The sequence below is a fragment of the Pseudomonas sp. BMW13 genome (assembly GCF_013357275.1).
Taxonomy (GTDB): domain Bacteria; phylum Pseudomonadota; class Gammaproteobacteria; order Pseudomonadales; family Pseudomonadaceae; genus Aquipseudomonas; species Aquipseudomonas khazarica.
In genome coordinates this window covers 21109-34709 of the sequence record NZ_SUKD01000003.1, presented here as the reverse complement: position 1 = coordinate 34709, position 13601 = coordinate 21109, and the positions used below count along the sequence as shown (strand labels likewise).

Genomic DNA, 13601 nt, shown 5'->3' with positions numbered 1-13601 from the left:
CAGGCAGAAAAAAGCCGCACCCAGGTGCGGCTTCTCGTTGGCTCGACAGGCTCAGGCGGCGATACAGCCCTTGAGCTTGTTCATGGCGTTCTTCTCCAGCTGGCGAATACGCTCGGCCGACACATTGTACTTGGCGGCCAGGTCATGCAGCGTCGCCTTCTCCTCGGCCAGCCAGCGCTGGTAGAGAATGTCGCGGCTGCGCTCGTCCAGGCTTTCCAGCGCTTCGTGCAGGTTGCTGCTGGAGCTGTCGCTCCAGTCGGCGTCCTCGAGCTGGCGGGCCGGGTCGTAGCGATGGTCTTCCAGATAGTGCGCGGGCGACTGGTAGGCGCTGTCGTCGTCGGCATCGGCGGCCGGATCGAAGGCCATGTCCTGACCGGTCAGGCGGCTTTCCATCTCGCGCACTTCGTGCGGCTCGACGCCCAGGCTCTCGGCCACGGCCGTCACTTCATCATTGTTCAGCCAGGCCAGACGCTTCTTCTGGCTGCGCAGGTTGAAGAACAGCTTGCGCTGGGCCTTGGTGGTGGCCACTTTGACGATGCGCCAGTTCTTCAGGATGAACTCGTGGATTTCCGCGCGGATCCAGTGCACGGCGAAGGACACCAGGCGCACGCCCATTTCCGGGTTGAAGCGCTTGACCGCCTTCATCAGGCCGACGTTGCCCTCCTGGATCAGGTCGGCCTGGGCCAGACCGTAGCCGGAGTAGCTGCGCGCGATGTGCACCACGAAACGCAGGTGGGCCAGCACCATCTGGCGGGCGGCCTCGAGATCCTGCTGGTAGTAGAGATTTTCGGCCAGTTCACGCTCCTGCTCGGGCGTCAGCAGCGGAATGCTGTTGACCGCATGCACGTATGCTTCCAGGTTGGCGCCTGGAACCAGAGCATGAACAGGTTGCAAGGAAGTGGACATTCGAATCCTCCGATTCACGAAACTCGTGCAGTGTAGCACTGCGCTATCTGATGCAGGGCCTGTGGATAAGTTCCCTGACAGATAGTCAATATCAACCAAAACAATGACTTGTCAGCTGGCGTTCAGCTTGCCGGGCAAGCCCATCAACGCGGTGCCAGCTCGTTCAGATGCCGCGCTACCGCCAGCCAGGCGCCAATATAGCCCAACAGCACGGCGCCCAGCAGCAGCGAAAAGCCGTCGCCCGAAGGTACGCCACCCAGCGCGAAATCGCTACCGTAAAGGCCGGCCAAACGTACTACAGCATCGTTCAGCCAATCCAGCCCGAAGGCCAGCAGCAGCCAGGCGAAGACACCGGCACCGAAACCGTACAGCGCGCCCATGTAGAGGAAGGGGCGACGCACGTAACCGTCGGTGCCGCCGACCAGCTTGATCACTTCGATCTCGGCGCGGCGGTTCTCGATGTGCAGGCGGATGGTGTTGCCGATCACCAGCAGCAGCGCCAGGATCAGCAGCACGCTGAGGCCGAAGACGAAGCGGTCGCCCAGCTTGAGAATCGCGGTCAGGCGTTCGACCCAGACCAGGTCCAGCTGCGCCTGTTCCACCTTGGGCAGTTCGGCCAGGCGCTGGCGCAGGGCTTCCAGCTTGGCCTTGTCGACCTCCTTGGGCGTGACCAGCACCACACCCGGCAACGGGTTCTCCGGCAGCTCCTTGAGCGCCTGACCGAGGCCGGAAAGCTGCTGGAACTCTTCCAGCGCCTGCTCACGACTGATCCACTCGACGTCGGCGACATCGTCCATCGCCGTGATCTGCTCGCGCAGCGCCTCGCCTTCACGCTCACTGGCGGACAGCTCGAGGAACAGGGAAATCTGCGCCGCACGCTGCCAGGAGCCGCCGAGTTTCTCGACGTTGTCCAGCAGCAGCGACAGGCCCATGGGCATGCTCAGCGCCACGGCCATCACCAGGCAGGTGAAGAAACTGCCGATGGGCTGGCGCGCCAGGCGGCGCAGGCTGTCGACGATGCTGGCGCGGTGGCTTTCCAGCCAGGCGTGGAACAGGGTACGGAAATCCGGCTCGTCCGCCGGACGGGCCGCCACCTTGTTGCGCGGCGCCGCGCCGACGCGTTCGGCCGGTTGCGGCGTGGGCATCTTCGACGCGCTCATCAGGCTGCCTCCCCATCGCCGATCAGGCGGCCACGTTGCAGGGTGAGCATGCGCTGGCGCATGCGTGCGATCAGCGCCAGGTCGTGGCTGGCGATCAGCACCGTGGTGCCCAGCTGATTGATGTCTTCGAACACGCCCATGATCTCGGCGGCCAGGCGCGGGTCGAGGTTGCCGGTGGGTTCGTCCGCCAGCAGCAGTGCCGGGCGATGGACGATGGCGCGGGCAATGCCGACGCGCTGCTGCTGACCGGTGGACAGGTCCCCCGGCGCCTGGGCGGCCTTGTCGCTGAGGCTGACCCGCTCCAGCGCCGAACCGACGCGCCTGGCGATGTCGGGCGTGGACAGGCCGAGAATCTGCAGCGGCAGGGCGACGTTGTCGTACACCGTGCGGTCGAACAGCAGCTGGTGGTTCTGGAACACCACACCGATCTGTCGGCGCAGGAAGGGAATCTGCGCGTTGGTGATGGTCGACAGGTCCTGCCCGGCCAGCAGCAGCTTGCCGCTGGTGGGCCGTTCCATCGCCAGCAGCAGGCGCAGCAGCGTGCTCTTGCCGGCGCCGGAGTGGCCGGTGACGAAGAGAAACTCGCCGGGGCGAACGCGGAAGGTCAGTTCGTGCAGCCCGACATGGCCATTGGGATAACGCTTGGCGACCTGCTCGAATCGGATCATCCGCGTTCACGCTCCTCGAAGAGTGCCTGGACGAAGTCCTGGGCCTGGAACGGGCGCAGGTCGTCGATGCCTTCACCCACGCCGATGTAGCGGATCGGCAGGCCGAACTGCTTGGCCAGGGCGAAGATGACCCCGCCCTTGGCAGTGCCGTCGAGCTTGGTCAACGCCAGACCGGTGAGGTTCACAGTCTGATTGAACTGCTTGGCCTGGCTGATGGCGTTCTGTCCGGTGCCGGCGTCGAGCACCAGCAGCACTTCGTGCGGCGCCGTGTCGTCCAGCTTACCGATCACCCGACGGACCTTCTTCAGCTCTTCCATCAGGTTGTCCTTGGTGTGCAGGCGCCCGGCGGTGTCGGCGATCAGCACGTCGACGCCACGCGACTTGGCCGCCTGGACCGCGTCGAAGATCACCGAAGCCGAGTCGGCACCGGTGTGCTGGGCGATCACCGCGATGTTGTTGCGCTCACCCCAGACCTGCAGCTGCTCCACGGCAGCGGCGCGGAAGGTATCGCCAGCGGCGAGCATGACCTTCTTGCCGTCGAGCTGCAGCTTCTTGGCCAGCTTGCCGATGGTGGTGGTCTTGCCGACGCCGTTCACGCCGACCACGAGGATCACGTAGGGCTGCTTGGCACTGTCGATCTGTAGCGGTTGTTCGACCGGCTTGAGCAGGGTCACCAGCTCTTCCTGCAGCGCCTTGTACAGCGCGCCGCTGTCGGCCAGCTCCTTGCGCGCCACGCGCTTGGTCAGGTTGCCGATGATCGCGGTGGTCGCCTCGACGCCGACGTCGGCGGTGAGCAGGCGGGTTTCCAGGTCGTCGAGCAGGTCGTCGTCGATGGCCTTCTTGCCAAGGAACAGGCTGGCCATGCCCTCGCCCAGGCTGGCGCTGGTCTTGGACAGGCCCTGTTTGAGGCGAGCGAAGAAGCCCGGCTTGTCCTGGGTGGCAGCAACCGGCGCGGCGGGCGCCTGCACTTCCGCTGCAGCCGGTTCGGCGACTGCGACCGGCTCGGGCACTGCAGCGATGGCCGGGCTCGGCGTGGGCTCGGCGACCGGGACAGCAGCCGGGCTCGGCGCCGCCTCGACAACCGGGGCAGGTGCCGGAGCAGGACTCGGCACCACCGGCGCGGCTCCGACGACAGGCGCCGGGGCCTCGGGCTGCGGCTCGGGGAGTGTGTCGAGGCGCGGCGCAGGCGTCTCCTGCACCTCGGCGGCAGGCGCATTCGCGGCCTCGTCAGCCACGCCCGGCACAGGCTCGGGCGCCGCCTCAGGCGTCGACGCGGCGGGTTTCTTGCGCCACCAGCTGAACAGGGATTTCTTTTCTTCGGTCACAGGCGGGTTCTGCGCGCCGGCATCGGCCGGCGACTTCTTGTCGTCATTGGAACCAAACATGGGTCGCTTGCATCTCAAGGGAGCGTTCGCTCACAGGCTGCAAAGCCTTGCTGCGCCGCCCCGGAAAAGGATGGGGTATCCTAGCACCTCTTCGCCCGCTGGCGGTACGACCGCCCAGGCTATCCGACAGGTCAGACTCTCGATGAATGCCATTGCCCGCCGTTCCCTCGGCCTGCTGTTCGGCGCCCTTTGCGCGCCAATGGTGGCCTTCGCCTCACCCGCTCAACCCACCCACGAATTCAGTCTCGACAATGGCCTCAAGGTCATCGTGCGCGAAGACCACCGCGCCCCCGTGGTGGTCTCCCAGCTCTGGTACAAGGTCGGCTCCAGCTACGAGACACCCGGCTCCACCGGCCTGTCCCATGCCCTGGAGCACATGATGTTCAAGGGCAGCGCCAAGCTCGGCCCGGGCGAGGCCTCGCAGGTGCTGCGCGACCTGGGGGCGGAAGAGAACGCCTTCACCAGCGACGACTACACCGCCTACTACCAGGTCCTGGCCAGCGACCGTCTGGGCGTGGCACTGGAGCTGGAGGCCGACCGCCTGGCCAGCCTGCAGCTGCCGGCCAACGAGTTCGACAAGGAAATCGAGGTGATCAAGGAGGAACGCCGCCTGCGCACCGACGACCGTCCCTCGTCCAAGGCCTTCGAGCTGTTCAAGGCCATGGCCTACCCGGCCAGCGGCTACGGCATCCCCACCATCGGCTGGATGGCCGACCTGGAGCGCATGCACATCGACGAACTGCGCGCCTGGTATCGCCAGTGGTACGCGCCGAACAACGCCACCCTGGTGGTGGTCGGCGACGTCAGCGTCGATCAGGTGAAGAGCCTGGCCCAGCGCTACTTCGCCGCCATCCCGCGCCGCGAGGTGCCCAAGGCCAAGCTGCCGCTGGAGCTGCAGGCCGCCGGTGAACGACGCACCACGCTCTACCTCAAGACCCAACTGCCGAACCTGATGATGGGCTTCAACGTGCCCAGCCTGGCCACCACCGCGACGCCGCGCCAGGTCTACGCCCTGCGCCTGGCGGCGGCCCTGCTCGACGGCGGCTACAGCGCACGCCTGTCCACACGCCTGGAACGTGGCGAGGAACTCGTCTCCGGCGCCAGCGCCTGGTACAACGCCTTCACCCGTGGCGACAGCCTGTTCGTCCTCACGGCCACGCCCAACGTGCAGAAAGGCAAGACCCTGGAGCAGGCCGAAGCCGGCCTGTGGCGCGAACTGGAAGCCCTGAAGAAGACGCCGCCATCCGCCGCCGAGCTGGCGCGGGTGCGCGCCCAGGTCATTGCCGGCCTGGTCTATGAGCGCGATTCGATCACCAGCCAGGCCACCAGCATCGGCCAGCTGGAGACCGTCGGCCTGTCCTGGAAGCTGATCGACCAGGAACTGGCCGAGCTGGAAGCCGTGACCCCGGCCGACATCCAGCAGGCTGCTCGCACCTTCTTCGTCCGCGACCGCCTGAGCGTCGCCCACGTCCTGCCCGAAGCGTCCCGTAACCAGGAGTCCCGTCATGAAGACTGAGCACCGCCGTCTGGGCCTGCTCGGCCTGGCCCTGTCCACCGCCCTGGCACTGGGCGCCTGCAGCGTCGTCGGCACGCCGGCGGCCACCGGCGAAGGCGCCAAGTTGCAATCACTGGCAGCCCTCGACAACCAGGCACCGACCCGGCGCACGCTGGACATCCAGACCTGGAACACCGCGCAAGGCGCCAAGGTGCTGTTCGTCGAAGCCCATGAGCTACCGATGTTCGACCTGCGCCTGACCTTCGCCGCTGGCAGCAGCCAGGATGGCGACGTGCCAGGCCTGGCGGCCCTGACCAATGCCATGCTCAACGAGGGCGTGCCAGGCAAGGATGTCGGCGCCATCGCTGCCGGCTTCGAGGGCCTCGGTGCCGACTTCGGCAACGGCTCCTACCGCGACATGGCCGTGGCCAGCCTGCGCAGCCTCAGCGCCCGCGAGCAGCGCGAGCCGGCCCTGGCGCTGTTCAGCCAGGTGCTGGGCAAGCCGACCTTCCCGGCCGACTCGCTGGCGCGCATCAAGAACCAGCTGCTCGCCGGCTTCGAGTACCAGAAGCAGAACCCCGGCAAGCTGGCCAGCCTGGAACTGTTCGAGCACCTGTACGGCAAGCATCCCTATGCACACCCGAGCGATGGCACGCCGCAGTCGATCCCGGCGATCACCCGCCAGCAGCTGCAGGCCTTCCACGCCCGCGCATACACCCCTGGCAACGCGGTGATCGCCCTGGTCGGCGACCTGTCGCGCAGCGAGGCCGAAGCCATCGCCAGCCAGGTCTCCGCCGCCCTGCCGCAGGGTCCGGCGCTGGCCGCGATCGCCCAGCCGCAAACGCCCAAGCCCGGCAGCAGCCACATCGAGTACCCGTCCAACCAGACGCACCTGATGCTGGCCCAGCTCGGCATCGACCGCCGCGATCCGGACTACGCCGCCCTGTACCTGGGCAACCAGATCTTCGGCGGCGGTGGCTTCGGCACCCGCCTGATGAGCGAAGTGCGCGAAAAACGCGGCCTGACCTACGGTGTCTATTCCGGCTTCAGCGCCATGCAGGCGCGCGGGCCGTTCATGATCAACCTGCAGACCCGCGCCGAACTCAGCGAAGGCACCCTGGCGCTGGTCAAACAGCTGCTCGCCGACTACCTGCGCGACGGCCCGACCCAGCAGGAACTGGACAACGCCAAGCGCGAGCTGGCCGGCAGCTTCCCGCTGTCCACCGCGAGCAACGCCGACATCGTCGGGCAACTGGCCTCGATGGGCTTCTATGACCTGCCGCTGAGCTACCTGGACGACTTCATGCGCGACGTGCAGGGCCTGACCGCCGAGCAGGTGAAGGCCGCGATGGCCAGGCACCTCGACCCCGCCGCGCTGGTGGTGGTCACTGCCGGCCCGAGCGTGCCGCAGAAGGAACTGCCGCCGCCCACCGAGCGCCCCAGCGAGCTGCCCAGCACGGTGCCGCACTGATGCGCGGCCGTACCCCGCAGAAGGCGCCCGGCAAGGCCCATGGCGGCCAGGGCCAGTTGCGCATCATCGGCGGCGAGTGGCGCTCGCGGCGCTTCGCCTTTCCCGACGGTCCGGGCCTGCGCCCGACCCCGGACCGGGTGCGCGAGACCCTGTTCAACTGGCTGGCACCCTATGTCGAGGGCGCCCACGTGCTCGACCCCTTCGCCGGCAGCGGCGCCCTGCTGCTCGAAGCGCTGTCGCGTGGCGCCGCCAGCGGCCTGGCCTGCGATCTCAACCCGGCGTCGGTGAACGCCCTGCGCGGACACCTGGCGACCCTGCAGTGCAGCGCCGGCGAGATCCAGCTGGGCGATGCCCTGCAGCTGCTGGCGCGCCCGGCCCCGCGATGCTTCGACATCGTCCTGCTCGACCCGCCGTTCCACAAGGACCTGCTGCAAGCTGCCTGCACGCTGCTGGAAACGCAGGGCTGGCTGGCCGCTGACGCCTGGATCTATACCGAAAGCGAGACGGCGCCCTCGACCCTGGGCCTGCCCGGCAATTGGCGCCTGCACCGCGAGAAACACACCGGCCAGGTGCACTATGCGCTGTGGCAACGCAGCGCACAGTGACCTGCCTGGTGTGAGTGCTGGCGAGGCAAGCGCCATCCACCCGACCAGGCCACGCTGAACGCCATGCAGGGTGGATGTTGCCTTTTACATCCACCAACACGGCGGTATATGGGTAAAAACACCATCCCCCGACAGGACAGTTCCATGACGCCCTTCCAGCCCGCCTGGTGGCTCCCCGGCCCGCACCTGCAGACGCTGTGGAACCCCTTCTGCCGCAAGCCGCCGCAATTGCAGCGCCGGCGTGAGCGTCTGTGGCTGGACGACGGCGACTTCCTCGACCTCGACTGGCATGGCCCGCACGACGCCCACGCGCCGCTGGTACTGGTGCTGCACGGCCTGACCGGCAGCTCCGACTCACTGTACGTGCTGGGCCTGCAGCAGACCCTGGCTGCACGCGGCTGGGCCAGCGTGGCGCTGAACTGGCGCGGCTGCTCAGGCGAACCCAACCTGCTGCCACGCGGCTACCACTCCGGGGCCAGCGAGGACCTGGCCGCGACAGTGGCCCATCTGCGTGCGCAACGGCCGATGGCAGCGCTGTATGCGGTCGGCTACTCGCTGGGTGGCAACGTGCTGCTCAAGTACCTGGGGGAAAGCGGCGCGCAGAGCCTGTTGCGCGGCGCCGTGGCGGTGTCCGTGCCGTTTCGCCTGGACCAGTGCGCGGACCGCATCGGCCTGGGCTTCTCGCGGGTATACCAGGCGCACTTCATGCGCGAGATGGTCGCCTACGTGAACAACAAGCAGCGCCTGTTCGCCGAGCAGGGCCAGGGCGAGCGCCTGTCGGTACTGGAACGGCTGGGACCGCTGGACGGCATGCGCACCTTCTGGGACTTCGACGGCCGTATCACCGCGCCGCTGCATGGCTTCGCCGACGCCCACGACTACTACCGCCGCGCGTCGAGCCGTTTCTACCTCGGCGCGATCCGCACCCCTGCCCTGCTGATCCAGGCCGCGGACGACCCTTTCATCTTCCGCCACAGCCTGCCCGAAGCCAGCGAGCTGGCGCCCGGCACCGAGTTCGAACTGCACGCCAGGGGCGGCCATGTCGGCTTCGTCGAAGGCAGCCCGCGCAAGCCGGTGTATTACCTGGAGCGGCGTATCCCACAGTGGCTGGCGAGCCTCGAATGATCGCGACCGGCGCCGCCCCTGCGCGGCATGCGCAGACGTAGCCCCTCCTGCCGAGACCGGAGACGAGTGGCAATCAGCCCAGCACCTGCTCCAGCGGCACATGCAGACGACCGTACAGCGCCTCGACCGCCTCGCGTGCCGAGGGCGCTATGTAGCCGCCTTCCAGCGCCAGCACCTGATAGATGCCACGGCGCAGCATGTCCTGACTGAGGTTGTCCGGGTTGGCGCCGGCGGTGCAGAGAAAGCGTACCCAGGAGGTCATGATGATCCAGCTGTTGAGCGTCAGCGCCTCGATCTGCGCCGGGGTCATCAGCAGGATGCCGGCGTCGACGAACCCCTGGTAGATGGACTGCGCGCCAACCAGGCAACGCCGGGCGAAGGCGCGGTAACGCTCGGCCAGCTCGGCGTCGGACTCCAGCAGGTGCTCCAGGTCGCGATGCAGGAAGCGGTAGTGCCACATCGCCGCCAGCAGCGCCTCCAGATAGAAGGTCTTGTCGTCCACCGTCAGCGCGCGCTGCTCGGGCAGGCGCAGAAAGCTGTCGACCTGGGCTTCGTACTGGGCGAACAGCTCGGCGATGATCACCTGCTTGTTGCGGAAGTGGTAATACAGATTGCCCGGCGAAATCCCCAGGTGCGCGGCGATGTGGTTGGTGGTGACATTGCGCTCGCCCTGGCTGTTGAACAGGGCCAGGCTCTCGGCAACGATGCGATCGCGGGTCTTGGGTGGCGCCATCTCGCAGCTCGGTCTCGACGTCGAAAAGAGGCAAAGGTACAGGCAGAAACCGGCGAAGTGTTACCCCCGGTGCAACCGGCAGGCTTTCGCTGACCTTTGGTTAGGGTGCAGCGGACAGCGTCACGCGGCATCCTATTTGACACATTAGAGTAATTGCTCTAAAAATCCAGTTCAGTCGAATCGGAGCGTGCAACCACGCCCAGCTGGAACGTCGAGGAGAATCCCCATGGTCGCCGACATCGCCTACCTGCAGCACAGCCAACAGCAGATCAACCAGCTGGAAAACACCTTTGCCCTGCAACGCTCTGCCTTCGGCGCCAACCCCATGCCGTCAGCCGAGCAGCGCATCCAGTGGCTCAAGACCCTGCGCGAGCTGCTGGTCCAGCAGCAGGACGCCCTGGTCGCGGCGATCTCCGAAGACTTCAGCAACCGTTCCGCTGACGAGACCTTGCTCGCCGAGCTGATGCCGAGCCTGCATGGCATCGACTACGCGACCCGGCGCATCCGCAAGTGGATGAAGCCGTCGCGCCGCAGCGTCGGCATGCAGTTCTTGCCGGCCTCGGCCAAGGTCATCTACCAGCCACTGGGCGTGGCCGGCATCATCGTGCCGTGGAACTACCCGCTGTTCCTGGCCATCGGCCCGTTGACCGCCGCCCTGGCCGCCGGCAACCGGGTGATGATCAAGATGAGCGAGTCCACCCCGGCCACCTCGCAACTGATCAAGGACCTGCTGGCGCGCATCTTCCCCGAGGACCTGGTCAGCGTCGCCCTGGGCGAGGCCGAGGTGGGCGTGGCCTTCTCCAGGTTGCCGTTCGACCACCTGCTGTTCACCGGCGCCACCAGCATCGGCAAGCACGTGATGCGTGCTGCCGCGGAAAACCTCACCCCGGTGACCCTGGAGCTGGGCGGCAAGTCGCCGGCCATCGTATCGGCCGAGGTGCCGCTGGCAGACGCCGCCGAGCGCATTGCCTTCGGCAAGACCCTCAACGCCGGACAGACCTGCGTGGCCCCGGACTACGTGCTGGTACCGCGTGACCGCATCGAAGGCTTCGTCAGCGCCTACCGCGAGGTGGTGCAGCGCTTCTACCCGCAACTGCAGGACAACCCGGACTACACGGCGATCATCAACGAGCGCCAGCTGGCACGCCTCAACGGCTACCTGCAGGACGCCGAGGCCAAGGGCGCACGCATCGTCCCGCTCTACCCCGAAGCCCAGGGCCGGCGCCTGCCGCAGAGCCTGGTACTGGACGTCAACGACGAGATGAAGCTGATGCAGGACGAGATCTTCGGCCCGCTGCTGCCGGTGGTGCCATACGACCGCCTGGAAGATGCCTTCGCCTACGTCAACGCGCGGCCCCGTCCGCTGGCGCTGTACTACTTCGGCTACGACAAGCACGAGCAGCAGCGCGTGCTGCACGAAACCCATTCCGGTGGCGTGTGCCTGAACGACACCCTGCTGCACGTGGCCCAGGACGACATGCCGTTCGGCGGCATCGGCCCGTCGGGCATGGGCCACTACCACGGCCACGAAGGGTTCCTGACGTTCAGCAAGGCCAAGGGGGTGTTCATCAAGCAACGCTTCAACGCGGCGCGCCTGATCTACCCGCCCTATGGCAAGTCGATCCAGAAGCTGGTCTACAAACTGTTCGTGCGCTGATCAACGCGGGCCCGGCCCGCTCTACGCCTGGTGATAACAACAATGAACGACACCACTCCAGATGCGCCGCAGCTGTCGCGGCGCAGCCTGCTCAAGGTCGGCCTGATGGGCACGGCGCTGCTCGGCACGGCCGGACTCACCGCCACGCTCAGCGGTTGCTCGGCCGGCACGCCGGCCAGCGGCTACCTGATCCTGCGCAGCAGCGACCTGCCGTTTCTCAAGGCACTGATCCCAGTCATGCTCGACGGCGCCGTCGCCAGCGAACGCATGCCGCAGGCCGTCGAGGGCACCTTGCGCAGCATCGACAACGGCCTGGCGCACTTCTCCCCAGAGATGCAGAAGCTCACCGTGCAGCTGTTCGACGTGCTGGCACTGACCATCACCCGCGGCCCGCTGACCGGGATCTGGGGCAGCTGGGAGAACGCCAGTGCCGACGATGTGCGGCACTTCCTCGAACGCTGGCAGAACAGCAGCCTGAGCCTGTTGCGCATGGGCCATGCCTCGCTGCTGCAACTGGTGATGATGGCCTGGTATGGCCGGCCGGAGTCCTGGGCACACTGCGGCTATCCCGGCCCGCCCACCGTCTGAATTCAGCCAACCGCCATTATCAGAATGATGCCTCTGAAACCGCAGCGAGCGATTCGAGTGCAAGGAAGGCTCGCAGCACGTGGCGAGGCCGTACTGAAGTACGCCGAATCACGGGCGAGGAGCTGACGCCGCACGCGGATCGCACAGCAGGTTTCGGTGACCCGAGGAAAAACGATGCCCGTACCCGATTTGTTCAAGCAAGGCCTGGCCAAAGGCTGGAAAACCCATGACGGTTCACGTCTGGAAAACGACCTGACGCTGGAGGCGGATGTCGCCATCGTCGGCAGCGGTGCCGGCGGCGGGACCACGGCGGAGATCCTCAGCGCCGCCGGCTACAAGGTGCTGCTGATCGAAGAAGGCCCGCTGAAGACCAGCGATGACTTCAAGATGCAGGAAGCCGAGGCCTACCCGACGCTCTATCAGGAGGGCATCGGTCGCATGAGCAAGGATGGCGCCGTCACCATCCTGCAAGGCCGCGCCGTCGGGGGCACCACGCTGATCAACTGGACCAGCAGTTTCCGCACGCCCGCGCAGACCCTGGCGCACTGGGCCGAAGCCCATGGCGTGCAAGGCCATGACGTCGAGTCGATGGCGCCCTGGTTCGAGAAGATGGAGCAGCGTCTGGGGGTCGCGCCCTGGGTGGTACCGCCGAATGCCAACAACGAGGTGATCCGCACCGGTTGCGACAAGCTCGGCTATCACTGGGCGGTGATCCCGCGCAACGTGCGCGGCTGCTGGAACCTCGGCTACTGCGGCATGGGCTGCCCGACCAATGCCAAGCAGTCGATGCTGGTCACCACCATCCCCGCCACCCTCGAGGCGGGCGGCGAGCTGCTCTACCTGGCCCGCGCCGACAAGCTGGTGATCGAAGGCGATCAGGTGGTCGGCCTCGACTGCCTGGGCATGGATGCGCGCTGCGTGGCGCCCAACGGCAAGCGCATCCGCGTCAAGGCGCGGCACTACGTGCTGGCCGGCGGCGGCATCAACACCCCAGGCATCCTGCTGCGTTCCGCAGCGCCGGACCCGCACCAGCGCATCGGCCGCCGGACCTACCTGCACCTGGTGAACTTCTCCGCCGCGCAGTTCGAGCAGGTGATCAACCCCTTCTACGGCGCGCCCCAGTCGCTCTATTCCGATCATTTCCAGTGGGACGACGGCACCACCGGGCGCCTGTCCTACAAACTGGAAGTGCCGCCGCTGCAACCGGCGCTGACCAGCACCCTGCTCGGCGAATTCGGCCGCGAGAATGCCCTGCGCATGGAGCAGTTGCCCTACACCAACGTGATGCTCGCCCTGCTGCGTGACGGCTTCCACCCGGACAGCGCCGAAGGGCGCGTGGAACTGCGCGGCGACGGCAGCCCGGTGCTCGACTACCAGATGACCGACTACACCTGGGACGGTGTGCGCCGGGCCTTCCTGACCATGGCCGAGATCCAGTTCGCCGCCGGCGCCAAGGCGGTGATGCCGACCCATGCCGATGCGCGCTTCGTCAGCACCTGGCGCGAGGCCCGGGAGATGATCGAAAACCTCGACCTGGCGCTGTACCGCACGCGCCTGGGCAGCGCCCACGTGATGGGCGGCTGCGCCATGGGTGAAGACCCGCAGACGGCGGTGGTGGACAGCCTCGGCCGGCACCACCAGTTGGCCAACCTGTCGGTCCATGACGGCTCGCTGTTCCCCACCAGCATCGGTGCCAACCCGCAGCTGTCGATCTACGGGCTCACGGCGAAACTGGCGACGCTCCTGGCCGAGCGCCTGAAAAGCCCGAGCTAGACGCACCGCCCCTGAGTCAGGAACAGACGGCGCAT

At 67.0% G+C, this 13601-nt stretch carries 12 protein-coding genes; 7 read left to right on the top strand and 5 right to left on the bottom strand.

The window, feature by feature from the left end; genetic code table 11:
- Positions 1-51: 51 nt before the first annotated feature.
- The 4 genes from rpoH to ftsY form a co-directional block, all read right to left on the bottom strand.
- On the bottom strand, positions 52-906 hold the full coding sequence (gene rpoH, locus E4487_RS03130; RefSeq protein WP_037056445.1) for an RNA polymerase sigma factor RpoH: 855 nt from the start codon (positions 904-906) through the stop codon (positions 52-54).
- A gap of 143 nt (positions 907-1049) precedes the next feature.
- On the bottom strand, positions 1050-2066 hold the full coding sequence (ftsX, locus tag E4487_RS03125; protein ID WP_037056447.1) for a permease-like cell division protein FtsX: 1017 nt from the start codon (positions 2064-2066) through the stop codon (positions 1050-1052).
- Positions 2066-2734 (bottom strand): cell division ATP-binding protein FtsE, encoded by a 669-nt coding sequence (ftsE, locus tag E4487_RS03120; protein WP_175252697.1) that lies wholly within the window; start codon positions 2732-2734, stop codon positions 2066-2068. Before ftsE ends, ftsX begins: the two co-directional genes overlap by 1 nt.
- The gene (gene ftsY, locus E4487_RS03115) at positions 2731-4119 is read right to left on the bottom strand and encodes a signal recognition particle-docking protein FtsY (RefSeq protein ID WP_175252696.1); all 1389 of its coding nucleotides are present in this window, start codon (positions 4117-4119) and stop codon (positions 2731-2733) included. The genes ftsE and ftsY overlap by 4 nt, the downstream gene beginning before the upstream one ends.
- Before the next feature lie 142 nt (positions 4120-4261).
- Between ftsY and E4487_RS03110 the strand changes: the two genes are divergently transcribed.
- The 4 genes from E4487_RS03110 to E4487_RS03095 all read left to right on the top strand — a co-directional run bounded on the left by E4487_RS03110 (position 4262) and on the right by E4487_RS03095 (position 8815).
- Entirely contained in the window at positions 4262-5635 is a 1374-nt protein-coding gene (locus E4487_RS03110; RefSeq protein WP_175252695.1) for a pitrilysin family protein, read from the top strand.
- Positions 5625-7085, top strand: a complete 1461-nt coding sequence (locus E4487_RS03105) for a pitrilysin family protein (protein WP_175252694.1) — start codon at positions 5625-5627, stop codon at positions 7083-7085. The genes E4487_RS03110 and E4487_RS03105 overlap by 11 nt, the downstream gene beginning before the upstream one ends.
- Positions 7085-7690: a 16S rRNA (guanine(966)-N(2))-methyltransferase RsmD gene (gene rsmD / locus E4487_RS03100; RefSeq protein WP_037056461.1), complete on the top strand. Its 606-nt coding sequence runs from the start codon at positions 7085-7087 to the stop codon at positions 7688-7690. Before E4487_RS03105 ends, rsmD begins: the two co-directional genes overlap by 1 nt.
- Positions 7691-7834: 144 nt before the next feature.
- Complete coding sequence (locus E4487_RS03095) at positions 7835-8815, top strand: hydrolase (protein WP_175252693.1); 981 nt, start codon at positions 7835-7837, stop codon at positions 8813-8815.
- 73 nt (positions 8816-8888) lie between these two features.
- Here the strand turns inward: E4487_RS03095 and E4487_RS03090 are convergent, their stop codons facing one another.
- Positions 8889-9548, bottom strand: coding sequence for a TetR/AcrR family transcriptional regulator (locus E4487_RS03090; RefSeq protein WP_037056465.1), 660 nt, complete (start codon positions 9546-9548; stop codon positions 8889-8891).
- Positions 9549-9774: 226 nt separating this feature from the next.
- On the opposite strand from E4487_RS03090, the gene E4487_RS03085 reads away from it, so the two are divergent.
- From E4487_RS03085 to E4487_RS03075, 3 genes are all read left to right on the top strand, one after another.
- On the top strand, positions 9775-11205 hold the full coding sequence (locus E4487_RS03085; RefSeq protein ID WP_037056468.1) for a coniferyl aldehyde dehydrogenase: 1431 nt from the start codon (positions 9775-9777) through the stop codon (positions 11203-11205).
- Between the two features lie 42 nt (positions 11206-11247).
- Positions 11248-11793 carry a twin-arginine translocation pathway signal protein gene (locus tag E4487_RS03080; protein WP_134676411.1) on the top strand — a complete coding sequence of 182 codons (546 nt, stop codon included), beginning with the start codon at positions 11248-11250 and terminating at the stop codon, positions 11791-11793.
- Positions 11794-11967: 174 nt separating this feature from the next.
- Positions 11968-13566 carry a GMC family oxidoreductase gene (locus E4487_RS03075; protein WP_175252692.1) on the top strand — a complete coding sequence of 533 codons (1599 nt, stop codon included), beginning with the start codon at positions 11968-11970 and terminating at the stop codon, positions 13564-13566.
- Positions 13567-13601: the final 35 nt, after the last annotated feature.

What these genes read in the sequence shown, in the direction of transcription:
- rpoH (WP_037056445.1), bottom strand. Translation starts at nt 906, where the DNA reads ATGTCCACTTCCTTGCAACCTGTTCATGCTCTGGTTCCAGGCGCCAAC.
- ftsX (WP_037056447.1), bottom strand. Translation starts at nt 2,066, where the DNA reads ATGAGCGCGTCGAAGATGCCCACGCCGCAACCGGCCGAACGCGTCGGC.
- ftsE (WP_175252697.1), bottom strand. Translation starts at nt 2,734, where the DNA reads ATGATCCGATTCGAGCAGGTCGCCAAGCGTTATCCCAATGGCCATGTC.
- ftsY (WP_175252696.1), bottom strand. Translation starts at nt 4,119, where the DNA reads ATGTTTGGTTCCAATGACGACAAGAAGTCGCCGGCCGATGCCGGCGCG.
- E4487_RS03110 (WP_175252695.1), top strand. Translation starts at nt 4,262, where the DNA reads ATGAATGCCATTGCCCGCCGTTCCCTCGGCCTGCTGTTCGGCGCCCTT.
- E4487_RS03105 (WP_175252694.1), top strand. Translation starts at nt 5,625, where the DNA reads ATGAAGACTGAGCACCGCCGTCTGGGCCTGCTCGGCCTGGCCCTGTCC.
- rsmD (WP_037056461.1), top strand. Translation starts at nt 7,085, where the DNA reads ATGCGCGGCCGTACCCCGCAGAAGGCGCCCGGCAAGGCCCATGGCGGC.
- E4487_RS03095 (WP_175252693.1), top strand. Translation starts at nt 7,835, where the DNA reads ATGACGCCCTTCCAGCCCGCCTGGTGGCTCCCCGGCCCGCACCTGCAG.
- E4487_RS03090 (WP_037056465.1), bottom strand. Translation starts at nt 9,548, where the DNA reads ATGGCGCCACCCAAGACCCGCGATCGCATCGTTGCCGAGAGCCTGGCC.
- E4487_RS03085 (WP_037056468.1), top strand. Translation starts at nt 9,775, where the DNA reads ATGGTCGCCGACATCGCCTACCTGCAGCACAGCCAACAGCAGATCAAC.
- E4487_RS03080 (WP_134676411.1), top strand. Translation starts at nt 11,248, where the DNA reads ATGAACGACACCACTCCAGATGCGCCGCAGCTGTCGCGGCGCAGCCTG.
- E4487_RS03075 (WP_175252692.1), top strand. Translation starts at nt 11,968, where the DNA reads ATGCCCGTACCCGATTTGTTCAAGCAAGGCCTGGCCAAAGGCTGGAAA.